The 17,233-nt window shown below is 66.9% G+C and carries 18 protein-coding genes; 9 read left to right on the top strand and 9 right to left on the bottom strand.

The window, feature by feature from the left end; genetic code table 11:
• Positions 1 to 616: 616 nt before the first annotated feature.
• From ACLMAL_RS17080 to ACLMAL_RS17070, 3 genes are all read right to left on the bottom strand, one after another.
• Entirely contained in the window at positions 617 to 802 is a 186-nt protein-coding gene (locus ACLMAL_RS17080; protein WP_328404262.1) for a DUF5302 domain-containing protein, read from the bottom strand.
• 173 nt (positions 803 to 975) lie between these two features.
• Complete coding sequence (locus ACLMAL_RS17075) at positions 976 to 1,476, bottom strand: PPOX class F420-dependent oxidoreductase (protein WP_411999956.1); 501 nt, start codon at positions 1,474 to 1,476, stop codon at positions 976 to 978.
• A gap of 33 nt (positions 1,477 to 1,509) precedes the next feature.
• Positions 1,510 to 2,211: an IclR family transcriptional regulator gene (locus ACLMAL_RS17070; protein WP_411999955.1), complete on the bottom strand. Its 702-nt coding sequence runs from the start codon at positions 2,209 to 2,211 to the stop codon at positions 1,510 to 1,512.
• 166 nt (positions 2,212 to 2,377) lie between these two features.
• Between ACLMAL_RS17070 and leuC the strand changes: the two genes are divergently transcribed.
• From leuC to ACLMAL_RS17055, 3 genes are all read left to right on the top strand, one after another.
• Complete coding sequence (leuC, locus tag ACLMAL_RS17065; RefSeq protein WP_411999954.1) at positions 2,378 to 3,802, top strand: 3-isopropylmalate dehydratase large subunit; 1,425 nt, start codon at positions 2,378 to 2,380, stop codon at positions 3,800 to 3,802.
• Between the two features lie 106 nt (positions 3,803 to 3,908).
• Positions 3,909 to 4,517 carry a 3-isopropylmalate dehydratase small subunit gene (gene leuD / locus ACLMAL_RS17060; RefSeq protein ID WP_328404254.1) on the top strand — a complete coding sequence of 203 codons (609 nt, stop codon included), beginning with the start codon at positions 3,909 to 3,911 and terminating at the stop codon, positions 4,515 to 4,517.
• 156 nt (positions 4,518 to 4,673) lie between these two features.
• Entirely contained in the window at positions 4,674 to 5,336 is a 663-nt protein-coding gene (locus ACLMAL_RS17055; RefSeq protein ID WP_328404252.1) for an HU family DNA-binding protein, read from the top strand.
• Positions 5,337 to 5,411: 75 nt separating this feature from the next.
• Here ACLMAL_RS17055 and ACLMAL_RS17050 read toward each other — a convergent pair whose 3' ends face one another.
• The 3 genes from ACLMAL_RS17050 to cofC all read right to left on the bottom strand — a co-directional run bounded on the left by ACLMAL_RS17050 (position 5,412) and on the right by cofC (position 9,398).
• Complete coding sequence (locus ACLMAL_RS17050; RefSeq protein ID WP_412000150.1) at positions 5,412 to 6,356, bottom strand: NUDIX hydrolase; 945 nt, start codon at positions 6,354 to 6,356, stop codon at positions 5,412 to 5,414.
• Positions 6,357 to 6,376: 20 nt separating this feature from the next.
• A complete protein-coding gene (locus ACLMAL_RS17045) occupies positions 6,377 to 8,539 on the bottom strand; it encodes an RNA degradosome polyphosphate kinase (protein ID WP_411999953.1) in 2,163 nt (720 codons plus the stop codon).
• Between the two features lie 160 nt (positions 8,540 to 8,699).
• Positions 8,700 to 9,398, bottom strand: a complete 699-nt coding sequence (cofC, locus tag ACLMAL_RS17040) for a 2-phospho-L-lactate guanylyltransferase (RefSeq protein WP_328404247.1) — start codon at positions 9,396 to 9,398, stop codon at positions 8,700 to 8,702.
• 31 nt (positions 9,399 to 9,429) lie between these two features.
• Here cofC and ACLMAL_RS17035 point away from each other — a divergent pair, with 31 nt between their 5' ends.
• Complete coding sequence (locus ACLMAL_RS17035) at positions 9,430 to 10,440, top strand: NAD(P)H-dependent glycerol-3-phosphate dehydrogenase (protein WP_411999952.1); 1,011 nt, start codon at positions 9,430 to 9,432, stop codon at positions 10,438 to 10,440.
• A 77-nt stretch (positions 10,441 to 10,517) separates the two neighbouring features.
• Positions 10,518 to 11,618: a D-alanine--D-alanine ligase family protein gene (locus tag ACLMAL_RS17030; RefSeq protein WP_411999951.1), complete on the top strand. Its 1,101-nt coding sequence runs from the start codon at positions 10,518 to 10,520 to the stop codon at positions 11,616 to 11,618.
• A 154-nt stretch (positions 11,619 to 11,772) separates the two neighbouring features.
• Here the strand turns inward: ACLMAL_RS17030 and ACLMAL_RS17025 are convergent, their stop codons facing one another.
• Positions 11,773 to 12,378: a DUF3515 domain-containing protein gene (locus tag ACLMAL_RS17025; protein ID WP_412000149.1), complete on the bottom strand. Its 606-nt coding sequence runs from the start codon at positions 12,376 to 12,378 to the stop codon at positions 11,773 to 11,775.
• Between the two features lie 482 nt (positions 12,379 to 12,860).
• Here ACLMAL_RS17025 and thiL point away from each other — a divergent pair, with 482 nt between their 5' ends.
• Genes thiL through ACLMAL_RS17005 form a run of 4 tightly spaced genes read left to right on the top strand, consistent with a single transcriptional unit; the run spans position 12,861 to position 15,901 of the window.
• Positions 12,861 to 13,985, top strand: a complete 1,125-nt coding sequence (gene thiL, locus ACLMAL_RS17020; RefSeq protein ID WP_412000148.1) for a thiamine-phosphate kinase — start codon at positions 12,861 to 12,863, stop codon at positions 13,983 to 13,985.
• A gap of 11 nt (positions 13,986 to 13,996) precedes the next feature.
• Positions 13,997 to 14,680 (top strand): uracil-DNA glycosylase, encoded by a 684-nt coding sequence (locus ACLMAL_RS17015; protein WP_411999950.1) that lies wholly within the window; start codon positions 13,997 to 13,999, stop codon positions 14,678 to 14,680.
• A gap of 40 nt (positions 14,681 to 14,720) precedes the next feature.
• Complete coding sequence (locus tag ACLMAL_RS17010) at positions 14,721 to 14,981, top strand: hypothetical protein (RefSeq protein ID WP_411999949.1); 261 nt, start codon at positions 14,721 to 14,723, stop codon at positions 14,979 to 14,981.
• A 56-nt stretch (positions 14,982 to 15,037) separates the two neighbouring features.
• Entirely contained in the window at positions 15,038 to 15,901 is an 864-nt protein-coding gene (locus tag ACLMAL_RS17005) for an alpha/beta fold hydrolase (protein WP_411999948.1), read from the top strand.
• A gap of 12 nt (positions 15,902 to 15,913) precedes the next feature.
• Here the strand turns inward: ACLMAL_RS17005 and ACLMAL_RS17000 are convergent, their stop codons facing one another.
• Positions 15,914 to 16,693 (bottom strand): enoyl-CoA hydratase/isomerase family protein, encoded by a 780-nt coding sequence (locus tag ACLMAL_RS17000; protein WP_411999947.1) that lies wholly within the window; start codon positions 16,691 to 16,693, stop codon positions 15,914 to 15,916.
• Positions 16,690 to 17,196: an N-acetyltransferase family protein gene (locus ACLMAL_RS16995; protein ID WP_411999946.1), complete on the bottom strand. Its 507-nt coding sequence runs from the start codon at positions 17,194 to 17,196 to the stop codon at positions 16,690 to 16,692. The genes ACLMAL_RS17000 and ACLMAL_RS16995 overlap by 4 nt, the downstream gene beginning before the upstream one ends.
• Between the last annotated feature and the right edge of the window lie 37 nt (positions 17,197 to 17,233).

Raw genomic sequence — 17,233 nt, 5'->3', positions numbered from 1 at the left:
CCGCGTGTTTTGTGGGGGTGCAACCCCCACACCCCGCCCGGAGGGCTGCGCCCCCGGGACCCCCGGCCGGCGGGCTGCGCCTGGCCGGGCCTGCTGGGTTTGGGCGCGCTTCCGTCGCGGCTCGACCTTCGCTTCGCTTGTTGCTGGCCCTCGACTCGGCCGGTTGTAGGCCTTGGTTCCGCTGGCGGTAGCTGTTTGGACGGTCCCGCTTCGGCCGGCATCCTCGCTGGGCTGGGCTGGGCTGGGCTGGGCTGGGCTGGGCTGGGCTGGGCTGGGCTGGGCCGCGCCGGGCTGGCTGCTTGCGCTGGCCTGCTTGGCTGTAGCTGCGTGGAGGGTCCTGCTTCGGCCGATCTCCGCGCTGGCTGCTGGTCTTGGCCCTTCTCGGCTGTATCCGTGTGGAGAGAGCCCGCTTCGGCCGATCTCTCCGCTCCCTTGTTGCCAGCGCCGGCTCGGCTGGCCCTGTGGACCTTGCCCTCCGCGCCTGGCCTCTGCTCGGCCGGCCCTAGGACGTCGGTTGTCGTGAGTCGATTCGCCTCTGTTCGGGTCCTGTCGTCCTGCTCAGGGCATAAGTAAGGCCCTCCAGTCGGGTGTCTGGAGGGCCTTCTCGGGTCGGCGGTTAGCCGCTCTTGCGCCGGAACTCACGCTTGTGGCTGGCGTTACCGTGCGCCGATGTGGCCTTGGACCGTCCGTCCAGGTGATCGGACGCCTTGGCGGACTGCTGGTTCTTGCGATCCAGCGCCTCCTTGAACTTGCGCTTCACCTCTTCGGCACTGCTGCCGTTGGAACTATCCGCTTCCGCCATCGCCTGCTCCTCGTCGTCGCGGCCGCGCCGCTCGTCCTCCGGACGTACGTGCGGGGCCGATTCGTGTCGAACTCTGTGACGCTAACGCGCTTACACCGCTCTGTCAGGCAGATTTCGGTCGCGCCGCGCCGGTCTATTCCAGCTGTGTGGTCAGGCTCTCACTGGTGCGGGGATCAGTCGAGGGCGTTGGCGGTGGTGCCGCCGAGCGGCAGCGCGGGCAGGCCGAGTTTGCGGTGATCCCAGCTGCGCAGCCGCTCCGGCACCACGCGCACTGCCACGCGCTTATGCAGCATCTGCTCGACGAGGGGGCGGACGTCCTCGCTGTAGGGCCCGGTGTAGCGCTCCCACACGCTGACGCCGACCGCGTACAGCTTGTCCGCGTCGTCGATGATCTCGGCGTGGCCTTCGATCGAGACGCCGCGCAGGGTGTCGTAGGTCTGGCCGGCCTCGACCATGCAGGTGACCCGTGGGTCGCGGCGCAGGTTGACCGCTTTCTGCGACTTCGCCTTGGTCTCGAACCAGATCTCGCCGTCGATCAGCGCATACCACATGGCAGTCAGGTGCGGTGTGCCCTTGGGGCCGATGGTGGCCAGGGTCGCGATCCTGCTGCGCTCCAAGAAGTCGGTGATCTCGGTGTCGGACATCACGATCTGTGCCCGTTGGTTTGCTCCCATGGGGCAACTGTAGAGACTGATTACTAGAACGTGTTACAGGCGCTTGTGTAATGCATCGGCCGCGGCGACCAGGTCTGCTGCCCAGCGCGCGCCGGGTCGCCTGCCCATGCGATCGATCGGGCCCGATACCGACACCGCGGCGATTACGGCGCCCCCCGCGTCGCGCACGGGCGCGGAGACGCTTGCCACGCCGCTTGCGCGTTCGGCGGCGCTCTGTGCCCAGCCGCGGCGGCGCACCTCGGCAAGCGCGCGCTCGCCGAAGACTGCGTCGGCCAGGATCATGCGCTGTAGCTCGGGGTCGGCCCAGGCGAGCAGCACCTTGGCCGCGGATCCCGCGGTGAGCGGCAGTCGGGCGCCGATGGGAACGGTGTCGCGCAGGCCGACATTGGGCTCCAGGGCGGCCACGCAGACCCGTGCGTGACCATCGCGGCAATAGATCTGGACGCTCTCGCCGGTGATCTCGCGCAACCGCGGCAGGACGACCGTCGCGGCCTCGTTCAGTGGGTCGGTGGCGCCGGCGGCGAGCTCTGCGAGCGCCGGTCCCGGCCGCCACAGGCCGTTGTTGTCGCGGGCGAGCAGGCGGTGCACTTCGAGGCCGACGGCCAGCCGGTGAGCGGTGGCGCGCGGTAGGCCGGTGCGGGTGCACAGCTCGTTGAGACCGCAGGGTTGCTCCGCGACGGCGTAGAGCACTGACACCGCTTTGTCGAGGACGCCGATACCGCTATGCTGTCTCATAGAACGATACTAGCGTCTCGGATGTTGAGATCGCCAATGTTGAGGAATCGACGTGGACGGCTCATTCCATCCCCTGGCGCCGTTATCTACAAACCTGTGCAGCCGGCCCTCGCGCACTCAGCCCAGATTGCGCGGACCGGATGCTCGTCGGAAAGGGTGATCGAGAATGGCCGAACGCGCACTGACGCTGGCCGAGAAGGTGTGGGAGCAGCACGTCGTCGCTCGCGGCGAGGGTGAAGGGGCCTCGCGTGAGCCGGACCTGATCTACATCGATTTGCATCTCGTGCACGAGGTGACCAGTCCGCAGGCCTTCGACGGGCTCCGCGCCGCGGGCCGCGAGGTCCGCCGCCCCGACCTGACCATCGCCACCGAGGACCACAACGTCCCGACCATTGATATCGATCGGCCGATCGCCGACCCGATTTCGCGCACCCAGGTCGAAACATTGCGGCGCAATTGTGCGGAATTCGGTGTGCGGCTGCACCCGATGGGCGATCTCGATCAGGGCATCGTGCACGTGGTCGGGCCGCAGCTCGGCCTGACGCAGCCCGGTACGACGGTGGTGTGCGGCGACAGCCACACCTCTACCCACGGCGCGTTCGGCGCGCTGGCGATGGGTATCGGCACCAGCGAGGTCGAACATGTTCTTGCCACCCAGACACTCTCGCTGCGCCCGTTCAAGACGATGGCGATCACCGTGGACGGCCGATTGCCGGACGGTGTCACGAGCAAGGACCTGATTTTGGCGGTGATCGCCGAGATCGGCACCGGCGGCGGTCAGGGCTATGTGCTCGAGTACCGCGGTGAGGCAATCCGCGCCATGTCGATGGAGGCGCGAATGACGATCTGCAACATGTCCATCGAAGCGGGCGCACGAGCGGGCATGATCGCCCCGGACGCGACGACCTATGAATTCCTCAAAGGTCGCCCACACGCGCCGCAGGGGGCCGACTGGGATGCCGCAGTGGCCGCCTGGGAGGCGCTGAAGACCGACGAGGGCGCGGTTTTCGACGCTGAGGTGCATATCGACGCCAGCGCGCTGACGCCGTTCGTCACCTGGGGCACCAACCCGGGACAGGGTGCGCCGCTGGGCGACACCGTGCCCGACCCCGCGCAGATTGCCGATGAGACCGCGCGTGAGTCGGCGGAGAAAGCGCTGCGGTACATGGATTTGGTGCCCGGTACTCCGCTTCGTGATGTGGCGGTGGACACCGTATTCGTCGGATCGTGCACCAACGGACGTATCGAGGATTTGCGTGCGGTGGCGGGCATTTTGAAGGGACGTCACGTTGCCGATGGCGTGCGAATGTTGGTTGTACCGGGCTCGATGAGGGTTCGAGCACAGGCGGAAAAAGAAGGACTCGGCGAGATTTTCACGGCGGCGGGCGCCGAATGGCGGCAAGCGGGTTGCTCTATGTGCTTGGGAATGAATCCCGATCAGCTGGAGCCGGGTCAGCGCTGCGCATCGACCTCGAACAGGAACTTCGAGGGCAGGCAGGGCAAAGGTGGCCGTACGCACCTTGTTTCCCCGCTCGTAGCGGCCGCGACAGCGGTCAGGGGCACCCTCTCCGCACCGGCGGATCTGAACTGAGCTGCCCCCGGAGAGATCCCGCCACGGCGGGGGTCAATCCCGCCGCAGGCACTCGGATCAATCCCGTTGCCCGCCCAAATCGCCTACCGACCCAGGAGAATCAGTTATGGAAGCCTTCACAGTGCACAAGGGGATCGGAGTGCCGTTGCGCCGATCCAATGTCGACACCGATCAGATCATTCCTGCGGTGTACCTGAAGCGTGTGACCCGCACCGGATTCGAAGACGGACTGTTCGCCGCATGGCGATCGGATCCGAACTTCATTCTGAACACCGAACCCTACAAGCGGGGCAGTGTGCTGGTGGCAGGCCCGGATTTCGGTACCGGATCCTCACGTGAGCACGCCGTATGGGCGCTGTCGGACTACGGCTTTCGGGTAGTCATCTCATCCCGCTTCGCCGACATCTTCCGCGGCAATGCAGGCAAGGGCGGTGTACTTGCCGCACAGATGTCACAGAACGATGTCGAAATGCTCTGGAAGTTGATCGAGGAACAGCCCGGTCTCGAATTGGTTGTAGACCTCCAAGCGCGCACGGTGACGGCCGGAACCGTCGTGTTGCCGTTCGATATTGATGACTACACGCGGTGGCGTCTGCTGGAAGGATTGGATGACATCGGGCTCACGCTGCGGCGTAGCGACGCCATCGACGAGTTCGAAAAGGCAAGGCCAACTTGGAAACCGGCCACCCTGCCGGCACGTATTTCGCAAGCGTAATCACCCTGCGTAGATAGCTGTACACCCCTAGGGGCGGTAGCTGGACGTGTGCTAAACCACATGAATTTTGGCGTGGCACATAGACTCTTGCCCATTGTGGGTTTACCGTGGTACCTAGTCGGTCCGACGACGGGCCATTAGTCTGCGGAGGATTCAATGAACAAGGCGGAACTGATCGACGTTCTGACCGAAAAGTTGGGTACGGACAGGCGCACGGCCACCGCGGCAGTCGAGCACGTGGTCGACACCATCGTGCGCGCGGTGCACAAGGGTCAGAGCGTCACAATCACTGGATTCGGTGTGTTCGAACAGCGTAAGCGTGCGGCTCGCGTAGCGCGGAACCCGCGCACCGGCGAAACCGTCAAGGTGAAGCCCACTTCGGTGCCTGCATTCCGTCCGGGTGCTCAGTTCAAGGCCGTTATTGCGGGTAAGCAGAAGCTGACCGCGAGCGGCCCCGCCGTCAAGCGCGGCGCGAATGCGCCGGTAGCGGCGAAGAAGGCGGCCGCCAAGAAGGTGGCGGCGAAGAAGGCAGCCGCAAAGAAGGCCACCGCTACCAAGGCGCCCGCCAAGACCACGGCGAAGAAGGCAGCCAAGAAGGCACCGGCAAAGACCACCGCCCGCAAGACCGCGGTCAAGGCAGCCGCGAAGAAGGCTCCGGCCAAGGCTGCGGCCGCCAAGAAGGCTCTTGCAAAGAAGGTTGTGGCCAAGAAGGTTGTGGCCGCCAAGAAGACCACAGCGGCCAAGAAGACCACCGCGGCAAAGAAGGCGCCCGCCAAGAAGACTGCGGCGAAGAAGGCTCCGGCCCGTCGGGCTCGCTGACGCCGAGGCTCCACCGAAAACGGCCCCGGGTTAACCCCGGGGCCGTTTCGGTGTGTCAGGACCGCGCAGCGGGTGTCAGGACTTCACGATGGCATCCGACAACGAGCGGTCGAGATGGTCTGCGGCGACGAGCCGTCCGGCCGCGAAGGACAGCACCCACGCGCTGCCCTTGCGATTGCGAGCGGAGGGCAGGGTAATGCCGTCCCGGTCGGCCCACCAATTCAGCAGATCGGGAATCACCTTGCCCTGACTACACAACACCCGCACCGCGCGATCGGAAACGAGTTCGCGTGCGCGCTCGCGGGCGGCGTCGGGCGCTGCGGCATAACCGGATTCGGAAAACAGCGGCTCGACGGCGATTTTCACACCCAGTTTCTCCGCCAGTGGCGCCACCGTCTGGACACAGCGCACCGGTGGGGCCGAATAGACCTCGGATGCGCCGAACGCCAGCAGATTCGGCGCCAGCGACTGTGCCTGGCCCTGTCCGGCCCGCTCCAGCGGCCGCCCGTCGTCCGGACCGTTGAACCGGTCCCTGCTGCCCGCCTTCGCGTGCCGCACCAGCAGCAGCGTGCTGGTGGCCGCCGGTAGCCGGGCGAACGCGCGCAGTACCTGCCGGTCCATGGGATAGGACAGCTGTTCCATTACCCGGTCGAGCGAGTACCACTTCAGTAGATCGACCTCGGAATTGGCGGCGAATGCACCACCCGACACCTCGGCCGACCAATAGTCGACGCGCTTGAGTTTGCGATGCCCGGGAATGGGATATGTGACATGCCCGAGGTAGCGGCCGAGTCGGCAGTCGAGCCCGGTCTCCTCGCGCACCTCGCGCACCCCGGCGAGGACTGGCGTCTCACCCGGGTCGAGTTTGCCCTTCGGCAAGGACCAGTCCTGGTACTTGGGGCGGTGCACGACGGCGATCTCGACGGCGCCGGAACCACCCGGCGCCCTTCGCCACAACACTGCACCAGCGGCATGAATGTTGGCTGTCACTCGGGGATCCCAGAACGGTCCCCCGTCCATCTCGTATCCCGTGGCATCACTCACGGCTGATCTGGTCTCCGCAATCGCATCAGGAACTCTTGGTGGTCTCTCACTTGTTCGCCGTTCTCGCCTGCTCGTTGGGGCCTGGCATGCCAACTGCCATCGGCCTGCAGCACCCAGCACCGTGTCATCGGATGCAGTGCGGAGTCGAACACCGCGCCCATCTGCTCGGTGAGCCGTGGATCCTTCACCTGGGCCATCACTTCGACGCGACGATCGAGGTTGCGGTGCATCATGTCGGCGCTGCCGATCCAGTATTGGTCCTGGGCCTGGAAGTGCATGATCCGCGAATGCTCGAGGAAACGGCCGAGAATCGAGCGAACCTCGATATTGTCACTCATCCCGGGAACGCCGGGGCGCAGCCCGCAGATGCCGCGCACCACGATCTGCACCGGGACGCCTGCCTGTGATGCACGGTAGAGCGCATCGATCACTTGTTCGTCGACGATTGCATTGGCCTTCAACCGAATTCGCGCCGGAATGCCTTGTTGCGCCAGCTCTGTTTCGCGTTGGATCCGCTCGATGATTCCGGCCCGTACTCCTTGCGGTGCAACAAGTAGGTTGCGGTAGTTGGCCTTTCGCGAGTAACCGGTCAGCGAATTGAACAGGTCGGTCAGATCGGCGCCGATTTCCGGTGCGGCGGTGAGCAATCCGACGTCCTCGTACAGGCGTGCGGTCTTCGGATTGTAATTTCCGGTGCCGATATGGCAATAGCGGCGGATGGTCGCACCCTCACGCCGCACCACCAGACACGTCTTGCAGTGCGTCTTGAGGCCGATCAGGCCGTACACCACGTGCACGCCGGCCTGCTCCAGGGCCCGCGCCCATTTGATGTTGGCCTGCTCGTCGAAGCGGGCCTTGATCTCGACCAGCGCGACGACCTGCTTGCCCGCTTCCGCGGCATCGATGAGCGCATTCACGATCGGGGAGTCACCGGAGGTGCGGTACAGGGTCTGCTTGATCGCGAGTACCTGCGGATCGGCGGCGGCCTGCTCGATGAAGCGCTGCACACTGGTGGAGAACGAGTCATAGGGGTGGTGCACCAGCACATCGCCCTCGCGCAGCGCCGCGAACACGTTGCGCGGGGTCTCGCGCTCACCGAAGGCGGGCGGGGTCGCGGGCACATACGGCGCGTCTTTGAGGTTCGGCCGGTCGACGCCGTAGACCTGCCACAGGCACGACAGATCGAGCAGGCCGGGCACCTGGATGACATCGCCGGCGTCGACCTCGAGCTCACGCAGCAGCAGATCGAGCATGTGCTCGGTCATATCGTCGGAGACCTCGAGTCGCACCGGCGAGCCGAAGCGCCGCCGCGCGAGTTCGCGTTCCAGCGCCTGCAGCAGATCCTCGTCGCGGTCCTCGTCGACCTCGAAATCGGCGTTGCGGGTGATGCGGAACGCGTGGTGCTCGACGACCTTCATGCCGGGGAACAGCAGATCCAGATGCGCCGCGATGAGCCCCTCCATCGGCAGGAATGCCGCGATGAGGGAACCGGAGTCGCTGCGTCGCACCCGGACGAACCGATCGACGTTGTCGGGCACCTTCACCCTGGCGAAGTGTTCGCCGCCGGTGGCGGAATCCCGCACCGTCACCGCGAGGTTCAGGCTCAGCCCGCTGATGTAGGGGAACGGGTGCGCCGGGTCCACCGCGAGCGGGGTGAGCACGGGGAAGACCTGTTCTTGGAAGTGGCTCGAGAGGCGCTGGCGCTCATCGTCGTCGAGGTCGGTCCAGCCGATGATCGCGATGCCCTCGGCGGTCAGGGAGGGCAGGACGGAGTCGAGGAAGGCGCGGGCGTGCCGGTCGGCGATCTCCTGGGCCCGCGCGGCGATCATCTCCAATTGCTCGGAGGGCGAGCGGCCGTCCGCCGAGCGGACCGAAAGTCCGGTCTCGGCGCGGCGCTTGAGGCCTGCGACGCGGACCATATAGAACTCGTCGAGATTCGAGGCGAAGATCGCCAGGAATTTCGCCCGCTCCAGCAACGGCAGCGACTCGTCTTCGGCAAGGGCGAGCACCCTGGCGTTGAAGTCGAGCCAACTCAGCTCGCGATTCAGGTAGCGATCACGTGGCAACCGCTCGGCCTGCGAGTCCTCCGAAGGAGGTGTCGCGGCGGGCGGCGGCGTGGGCAGCAGTTGCTGCGACTTGACGGTTTCGGTATCACTCATGCCCGCGCCTCGCTGGCGCTCGGCTCTGACATGCGCGATGCGCGCTCATAGATGGTTCGCTCGCTTCGCTCACTCACGCACACGATCATCCCCTACAAAACCGACCGTGTGCAGCCGGACATCGTGATTGATATGAGCATCACCCTGTTGTGGCGATCATCTAGCACACGCGTCGAACCTGCTCGTGAACGTGACCTGGCCAGCCGATGTCGCACAGGACGGCCCGGGTGGCGTCCCCGGCTCCGAGATCGACAGCGAGATCGAGATCGTCGGCGGTGTCGACGTCCAGCCGCAGCCCCGGCCATTCGCCGCGCAGATCGACTGCGCCCGCGGCGATGTGCCGGCGGGCGGAGTCGGGTCCGAAGCGCGGATCGAGTGCGGTGGTGGCGGCGCGGACCAGTAGTGCCGCGGTGCCGGTACCCGCGTGGTCGACGACGATCGAGCGCACGCCCGGCGGCGCGGTCGCCAGCATGTCCGACAGTTCCTCCGGGCGCAAGGCGGGCAGGTCTGCCTGTAGGGCCAGTAGATCGATCGGACCGTGCCGATGCCGCAGCGCGCTCGCGGCGTCGGTCAGCGCGGTGTTCAGGCCGTCCGGATCGGCGGGATCGATCGCGTCCCGGCGTGGCTCGGGATGCACGGTGGCGCCGAGGGTGCGCGCCAGGTCGGCGACTGCGGGGTCAGGGGTGACGACCGTGACCGAGACGACCTGCGCCGCGGCAGCGGCAGCGGTCACGGTGTCGGCGAGCATGGCGAGCACCAGCCGCGCCCGATGCTCCGGGCGCAGCCGATCGGACAGGCGGCTCTTGGCCCGGTCGAGGCTTTTCACCGCGATCACGGCGTGCACGGCGTGCGGACGCATGCGTCCAATCCTTCCATGGCATATTGGGCAGATGACGAGGGCTGCGGTGCTGGGCGCGGGATCATGGGGGACCGCGTTCGCGAAGGTGTTGGCGGAGGCGGGCACCGAGGTCACGATCTGGGCCAGGCGACCCGAGGTGGCCGAGGCGTTGGCAACCGATCATCGCAATCCGTTCTATCTGCCCGGCGTGCAGCTGCCCGCCGTCGCGGCTACCGATGATCATGTGCGCGCGCTCGCGGGTGCGGAGATCATTGTGCTTGCCGTGCCGTCCCAATCCCTGCGCGGAAATCTCGAGAAGTGGAACGATGCGATCGCGACAGCGGTGTCCGATCACGATGCCTCGTTACTCAGCCTGGCCAAGGGCATCGAAACCGGCACGCTGTTGCGGATGAGCCAGGTGATCGGTGAGGTGACCGGGGCCGAGGCGAGCCGGATTGCGGTGCTGTCGGGTCCGAATCTGGCCAAGGAGATCGCCGCGGGACAGCCGGCGGCCACCGTGATCGCCTGCACCGACGCCGCGCGCGCGGTGGCGCTGCAACAGGCCAGCGCGACCGGATACTTCCGTCCGTACACCAACACCGATGTGATCGGCTGTGAGATCGGCGGTGCATGTAAGAACGTGATCGCGCTCGCCTGCGGTATCGCGTCCGGAATGGGATTGGGCGACAATTCGATCGCCAGCCTGATCACTCGCGGGCTCGCCGAGATCATCAGGCTCGGGGTCGCACTCGGCGCCGAACCGGTCACTTTCGCCGGGCTTGCCGGTGTCGGCGACCTGGTCGCGACGTGCACTTCGCCGCTGTCACGTAACCGGTCGTTCGGGCATGTGCTCGGCGCGGGTGGTTCGATGGAGGGCGCGCAGGCAGCCACGCATGGGCAGGTCGCCGAGGGTGTGAAGTCGTGCTCATCCATTCGTGCGCTCGCGGTGGCGCACGACGTCGAGATGCCGCTGACGAACGCCGTGCACCAGGTCTGCCACGAGGGCATTTCGGTCAGTGCGGCGGTGGGTACCCTGCTCGGCAGACGGATCAAGCCGGAGTAGTTCCGAGCGCCGCGTTGACCTCGGAGGCGTCCGGGCAGAAGGTGGGCGCGGCCGCGGTAACGGGTACGGTTCGGTGCATGACGAACCGGATCAGGGTGGCTGTGGTGTTCGGCGGGCGCAGTAACGAGCACGCCGTCTCGTGTGTGTCGGCCGGCAGTGTGCTGCGCAACCTGGATCCGGAACGGTACGAGGCGGTGCCGATCGGCATCACCGCCGAAGGCAGCTGGGTGCTCGGCAGCTCCGATATCGCCGCCCTCGGGTTCAGCGGCAGCAACGCCCTGCCGTCGGTGGACAGCACCGGCACCGCGCTGACCTTGGCCGCCGACCCGAGCCGGTCCGGCGCACTGGTCGCGCTCGACGATCCCAGCGCCGCATTGGGTTCGGTCGACGTGGTGTTCCCGATCCTGCACGGCCCGTTCGGCGAGGACGGCACCCTGCAGGGCATGCTCGAGCTGACCGGCATCCCATACGTCGGGCCCGGCGTGTTGGCCAGTGCGGCGGGCATGGACAAGGAATTCACCAAGAAACTGCTCGCCGCCGAGGGCCTGCCGATCGGTGTTCAGGCGGTGCTGCGACCCGGCACTGCCACAGTCAGCGATGCGGACCGGGCGCGACTGGGGCTGCCGGTGTTCGTCAAACCCGCGCGCGGTGGTTCCTCGATCGGCATCACGAAGGTCACCGACTGGAGCGAGCTGGACGCCGCCATAGCGACGGCACGCACGCACGATCCGAAGGTGATCGTGGAGGCAGGCATCGTCGGACGCGAAGTCGAGTGCGGCGTACTGGAATTCCCGGACGGCCGAATCGAGGCGAGCGTGGTCGCCGAGATCCGGATGCCCGACGTCGACGTCGACGTACCCGACTTCTACGACTTCGACACCAAATACCTCGACGACGTCTGCGAATTCGACGTCCCCGCCAAGCTCGACGACGACGTCTCCGACAGCATCAGGGAACTCGCGGTTCGGGCTTTCCGTGCATTGGACTGCCAGGGCCTGGCCCGCGTCGACTTCTTCGTCACCGCGGACGGCCCCGTGATCAACGAAATAAACACCATGCCCGGCTTCACCTCGATCTCCATGTACCCCCGAATGTGGGAAGCAACCGGAATCGACTATGCCTCGCTGGTTTCCACCCTGATCGAAACCGCACTGGCCCGAGGTACCGGCCTGCGATAGCCGCTGCCCGATCCCACACCCCTGTCGCCTGACACCCGTCACACACAGGGTGTGCAGCTACACCCCGGGTGTGCGGATGCCATCCGACCAGGTTGTGTCGTAGGACCTACCAACCGCGAGAACCGCGGGGCTCGGGCAGTTATCGGAACTGTACTCAATTCGGCAGCGGGCCCGGATCGATCGTTTTTGCCGGGAGACCGGCGGTGATGGCGTCCGAAACTGCTTGCAGCGGTGTCGGGCCCGAGCCGTCGGGGATGGTCAATGCGATGTAGGTTTCGCGGTCGACGGCGAACCAGGTGCTTGCCTTGCTTGCTGGGTCGCGGGCCTCGAACCATTGGACGCCGTTCACGATCTGCAGGGCCGAGGCGCGGTTGAATTCGAGCGGACGGTCAAGGCCGCAGCGCAGCACGATCGGGTCGCCGCCGTCGCTGCGCTGCCAGGCGCGGGTGGCGGGCGGTGCGGGCTCCACCAGTTGGGACTTGGTGTAGTCGCCCAGCTCGACGGGCAGCACGGGCAACAGCGTGGTGCACGCGGTGCCGTCGGCGGCGGGTGCGGGGACCGGACCGAGTACCAGGGGTTCGCGCTCGGTCGGCGTATTGCGGGCCAGGACTGCGGCCACCAGGATGGCGACGATCAGCACGACTGGCAGTGCGACGGCGGTGGCGATGAGTGCGGGCGGGTAGGGGCGAGCGTTGGAGGATGATGCGCTGTCGCTGTCGCTGGTCGTGCCCTTGTCGCTGGCTGTCGTGTCGCTCTCGATGCCCGATGCTGCGTCGGCTTCAACGTTGGCGGCGGTCCGCTCGGGTGTGCCCGCCGAGGCATCGGCTCTGTGCGAGTTGGTCTCGGACGGTTCGGACTGCGAAGGGTCGACCTGCGACCGGTCAGGGTGCGAGGAATCGGCCTGCGCCGGGTTGGCCTGCGAGGAGTCGGCCTGCGCCACTTCGCCGGTCTGCGCCGGTTCGGTGTGTCGGGAGTCGGCCAGCGACGGTCCGGTCTCCGGCGAGTCGGCCTGCGACGAATTGGTCTCCGACGAATCGGGCTTCGACGAATTCGCCGCCATGTTCACCGGTCCTTCCTAGTCGGGATCGCGCCGGTCGGCGTGCCGCGGGAATTCCCGCCGCGGGTGCTACGCACCGGCCCAGTAGTACTCGATTGCCCTGGAAAGAGTACCGTCGTGGCGATTCCAGCCAGCAGCATGTCGGGAAGGGACCGGTCATCAGCGAGAGCACGGGGCCGAAGACGGTGCGTGAGCTGGGGGAGTTCGCGCTGATCGAGCGGATCAACGCGGGCCGGGTGCAGACGCGTGCGGTGCTGCTGGGACCAGGTGACGATGCCGCGCTGGTCGCGGCGCCGGACGGGCGGTTCGTGGTGACCACCGACATGCTGGTGCAGGGTCGGCATTTTCGGCTCGATTGGTCGAGTCCGCACGACATCGGCCGCAAGGCGATTGCCCAGAACGCCGCCGACGTGGTCGCCATGGGCGCGGTGCCGACCGCATTCGTGGTTGCGCTCGGCTGCCCGGCCGACACCCCGGTCGAGGTGATCGACGGGTTGACCGACGGGATGTGGGCCGAGGCGGCCAGAGCCGGTGGGTCCATCGCGGGCGGCGATCTGGTCCTCAGCCCGGAGATCGTGCTGTCGGTGACGGCGTTCGGTGATCTGCGCGGTCGTGCACCCCTCACCAGAGCCGGTGCCCGGGTAGGGGATACGGTCGCGGTGGCGGGCCGCCTCGGCTGGTCGGCGGCGGGCCTCGCGGTGCTGACCACGGCAGTCGATCCGACCATCGAGACCTTTGCCGATGTGGTTGCGGCGCACCGGGTTCCGCAGCCGCCGTATGCCACGGTGCTGGACGCGCTATCGGACTCCGCCGGTGGGCACGACGCGGGCGAAAGCGGACCCGATGCGCCACCGGAGGACGGAGTGCTCGGGTCGAACCACGAACCGCCGCAGTCCCGTGGCGCGGCGGTATTCGGGTCGGGTGTCATCGGATCTGCCGGGCACCGCACCAGGACCGCGCCGAATGCGCTCACCGATGTGTCGGACGGATTGCTCGCCGATCTGGGACACATTGCCGAGGCGTCCAGGGTCGCCATCGATCTGCACTCCGCCGCCTTGCGGGACGCCGCGCTCGAGGAAATCGCCCGACAGCTGGATGCCGATGCGGCGCAATGGATTCTGACCGGCGGCGAGGACCACGCCTTCGTCGCCACCTGGCCGCAGGAGCGGTTTCTGCCCGCCGGCTGGGTGCCGATCGGGCGGGTGCTGGCAGGTCACGGCGTCACCGTCGACGGTGCGCCGCGGCCGGGCGCGGGAGGCTGGGAATCCTTCAGCGGGGTGGACTCGGCATCCGACGCCGCGACCGGATAGGTTGTCCGGTCATGGGCGCGAAACCATTGACGGAAATCATGGATCCGGGTTGGGCGCAGGCTCTCGGACCGGTGGAGGAACAGATCTCCACCATGGGCGAATTCCTGCGTGCCGAGAACGCTGCGGGGCGTGGCTATCTACCGGCGGGCGAGAACGTGCTGCGCGCCTTCCAGCGTCCGTTCGACGCAGTGCGCGTGCTCGTCGTCGGCCAGGACCCCTATCCGACGCCCGGGCACGCGATGGGGCTGAGTTTCTCTGTCGCGCCGGATGTTTCGCCGGTGCCGCGCAGCCTGGCCAATATCTTCTCCGAGTACACCAAGGACCTCGGTCACCCGACACCGTCCTGCGGTGACCTGAGCCCCTGGTCGGATCAGGGTGTGCTGATGTTGAACCGAGTGCTGACGGTGTCGCCGGGCCAGCCCGCCTCCCATCGCGGCAAGGGCTGGGAGGCGGTGACCGAGCAGGCGATCCGCGCGCTGGTTGCGCGCGACGAGCCGCTGGTCGCGATTCTGTGGGGCAAGGACGCCTCGACACTGAAGCCGACGCTGGCCGAGGCCGAGGTGCCTTACATCGAGTCCGCGCATCCGTCTCCGCTGTCCGCGTCTCGCGGATTCTTCGGTTCCCGCCCGTTTTCCCGAGTGAACGAACTGCTCGACGAACTGGGCGCCGAACCGGTGGACTGGCGCCTGCCCTGATTGCGGGCGCTGACGAGGAAAACAAGTGAGGAGCTCTTTTATGCAGACCAGAACTGTCCGCGGCGCACTGCGCGGCACCATCGCCACCCTGGCCCTCTGTGCGGCCTTGGCAGGCGGGACTGCCGCGGCAAGTTCGGCGCCGTTGGCGCTCGAGCCCGCCGCGGCCGCGGACACCACCGCGGCGCCCGTCGGCGAGGAAATGACCTCTACCGGTTCTTCCACCATCTCCTCCTCGGTGAACGCCACGGTCGCGTGCTTGCTCCAGCGCACACTGAGCGCATCGGGCAAGTGGGACTGCTGAGGTCCATTCACCGGGGCTCGATCAACCCCTCGGATTAACTGTGCGATCCTCGGATCGTGAGTAATGCGAACTATCTTCTCGATCCGGTCCGGCTGCGGCTGCGCGGGTCGGGTGGAATCGAGCTGGCCGCCGACCGGTTCGGCCCGGCCGACGGTCCGCTCGTCCTGTTCCTCCACGGTGGCGGGCAGACCAGGCACTCGTGGAAGCAGACGGGTGCGAAGCTGGCCGCCGCCGGGATGCAGGTCGTCACTCTGGACGCGCGCGGCCACGGCGACAGCCAGTGGGCGCCCGACAGCGATTACCGGCGCGAAACGATGGTCGCCGACCTTGTTTCGGTGCTGGAGCAGTTGGGCGCCCCGGCTGTAGTCGTGGGTGCGAGCATGGGTGGGATCACCGGACTGTTGACGACCGCGGTCCCCGGTGGCGCGGCGATCAGCGCGCTCGTCCTCGTAGATATCGTCACCCGCCCCGAGCATGACGGGGTCGCGCGGGTGATCGACTTCCTCGGCAAGCATCGCGACGGTTTCGACACCGTCGAGCAGGCATCCGACGCGGTCGCCGAATACATGCCGCACCGTCCGCGGCCCAAGAACTCCGACGGGCTGCTGCGGAATCTGCGTGAGCGTGACGGTCGCTGGTACTGGCACTGGGATCCCGACATGCTGAAGAATCGCGTCGAGGATGCAACGGACATGACCGACGAGATGGAAGCCGCCGCGCGCGTACTGACCATCCCGGTCTTGCTCGTGCGGGGCATGCAGTCGGATGTGGTCAGTGCCGAGGGCGCGGCCGCTTTTCAGGATTTGGTGCCACACGCCCAGCTGGTCGAGATCGGCGGTGCGGCGCACACGGCCGCCGGTGACGACAATGATGCCTTCACCGACGCCGTCGCGAAATTCGTCTTGGCCTCGACGCCCTAGCCCGGCCCGGCGCTACACGTAATTGGGCTTGCGCTTCTCGACGAACGCGTCGACGCCTTCCCGCCCGGCGGGGCCGTTGGCGGCCGCGGTGATGGCATCGCGTTCGTAGTCGAGCTGCTCGCTCAGCGTCGCCGAAGACGATTGCACCAGAAGTGATTTGATGCTCGCATAGGTCGATCGCGGTCCGCGAGAGAGACTACGAGCCAGGTTCAGTGCATCGGCACGCACGTCGTCGTCGGCAACCACGCGACTGAGGATGCCGAGGCGCACGGCTGTTTCGGCGTCGATAACCGCATCGGTGAGCAGGATTTCGCGAGCCCGCCCCGCGCCGACGATGCGCGGCAGCGTCCACGACATGCCGCCGTCCGGGCTCAGTCCGATACCGGGGTAGGCCGGCCGCAGTTTGGTGCTCGGGCCACCGAGCGCGATGTCGGCGAGGCAGACCAGGCTCATCCCGGCGCCCGCCGCCCAGCCCTGGACCCCGGCGACCACCGGCACCACCGTCTCGTCGAGCGCGCGGACGAATTCGTGCAGATCCGTTGCGAGACCGTGGATATGCGCAGCGCGATCCTCGGCCGCCGCGAAGCCGCGCACATTGCCGCCGGCGCAGAAATTCGCACCGGTTCCGGTCAACAGCACCGCACCCACATCGGAACCGAGGGTCCGCAAGGCGGCCGAACCCGCGGCGATACCCGCGAAATCCATGGAGGTGCCGTTGGCTGAGGTGGCGATGGTGATCTGCAGCACGCCGTCGACAGTGGTGACGTACTCGGTCTCGGTGGAGGAGGTCATGACTGCACACTATCGCGCGGAAAGCGCACCATCCGAACCTCGAACGAGGGCGTGAACGCTTCGACCCGGCGTGTGCCGTCGAGTTCGAAGCCGTGCTTGCGGTAGAAGCGCTGCGCGCGCGGGTTTTCCTCGAACACCCACAGCGAGCACAGTGTCTGCGGGTCGAGAACCGTGTGAATGAGCTCGTGCGCGAGGCCGGTGCCGTACCACGGGGACCGGACATACAGCGCATTCAATTCGGTTGCGGGCACCGGAGGCCGGTCGCGGGTCGGGCCCGCGCTGACGAAGCCGATCACTTCGTCGTCGACGAGCGCGACGTGGGTATGTCCCGGGTATGCGATCCGATTGCGTTCCCACTGTGCCGTCCGTCGTTCGACGTCGAAGGCGGCGAGCACGTGCGCTGGTACCAGGTCCTGGTAGGCCTCGCGCCAGCAGGCGATGTGGCACTCGGCCAGGCTGCGGGTGTGTTCGGCGGCGAGCGGGACGATCTGCCACTGGGTCATGATCACCATGGTCGCCGAACGGCCCTATCTATGACTA

Origin of the sequence: Nocardia sp. CWNU-33 (genome assembly GCF_046764895.1) — a bacterium.
Taxonomy (GTDB): domain Bacteria; phylum Actinomycetota; class Actinomycetes; order Mycobacteriales; family Mycobacteriaceae; genus Nocardia.
The sequence above is the reverse complement of the archived record's forward strand: the minus strand, read 5'-3'. Positions and strand labels throughout refer to the sequence as shown.

Excerpts from the sequence above, each read along its gene's own strand:
- ACLMAL_RS17080 (WP_328404262.1), bottom strand. The coding sequence starts at position 802 with ATGGCGGAAGCGGATAGTTCCAACGGCAGCAGTGCCGAAGAGGTGAAG.
- ACLMAL_RS17075 (WP_411999956.1), bottom strand. The coding sequence starts at position 1,476 with ATGGGAGCAAACCAACGGGCACAGATCGTGATGTCCGACACCGAGATC.
- ACLMAL_RS17070 (WP_411999955.1), bottom strand. The coding sequence starts at position 2,211 with ATGAGACAGCATAGCGGTATCGGCGTCCTCGACAAAGCGGTGTCAGTG.
- leuC (WP_411999954.1), top strand. The coding sequence starts at position 2,378 with ATGGCCGAACGCGCACTGACGCTGGCCGAGAAGGTGTGGGAGCAGCAC.
- leuD (WP_328404254.1), top strand. The coding sequence starts at position 3,909 with ATGGAAGCCTTCACAGTGCACAAGGGGATCGGAGTGCCGTTGCGCCGA.
- ACLMAL_RS17055 (WP_328404252.1), top strand. The coding sequence starts at position 4,674 with ATGAACAAGGCGGAACTGATCGACGTTCTGACCGAAAAGTTGGGTACG.
- ACLMAL_RS17050 (WP_412000150.1), bottom strand. The coding sequence starts at position 6,356 with ATGGACGGGGGACCGTTCTGGGATCCCCGAGTGACAGCCAACATTCAT.
- ACLMAL_RS17045 (WP_411999953.1), bottom strand. The coding sequence starts at position 8,539 with ATGAGTGATACCGAAACCGTCAAGTCGCAGCAACTGCTGCCCACGCCG.
- cofC (WP_328404247.1), bottom strand. The coding sequence starts at position 9,398 with ATGCGTCCGCACGCCGTGCACGCCGTGATCGCGGTGAAAAGCCTCGAC.
- ACLMAL_RS17035 (WP_411999952.1), top strand. The coding sequence starts at position 9,430 with ATGACGAGGGCTGCGGTGCTGGGCGCGGGATCATGGGGGACCGCGTTC.
- ACLMAL_RS17030 (WP_411999951.1), top strand. The coding sequence starts at position 10,518 with ATGACGAACCGGATCAGGGTGGCTGTGGTGTTCGGCGGGCGCAGTAAC.
- ACLMAL_RS17015 (WP_411999950.1), top strand. The coding sequence starts at position 13,997 with ATGGGCGCGAAACCATTGACGGAAATCATGGATCCGGGTTGGGCGCAG.
- ACLMAL_RS17010 (WP_411999949.1), top strand. The coding sequence starts at position 14,721 with ATGCAGACCAGAACTGTCCGCGGCGCACTGCGCGGCACCATCGCCACC.
- ACLMAL_RS17000 (WP_411999947.1), bottom strand. The coding sequence starts at position 16,693 with ATGACCTCCTCCACCGAGACCGAGTACGTCACCACTGTCGACGGCGTG.
- ACLMAL_RS16995 (WP_411999946.1), bottom strand. The coding sequence starts at position 17,196 with ATGACCCAGTGGCAGATCGTCCCGCTCGCCGCCGAACACACCCGCAGC.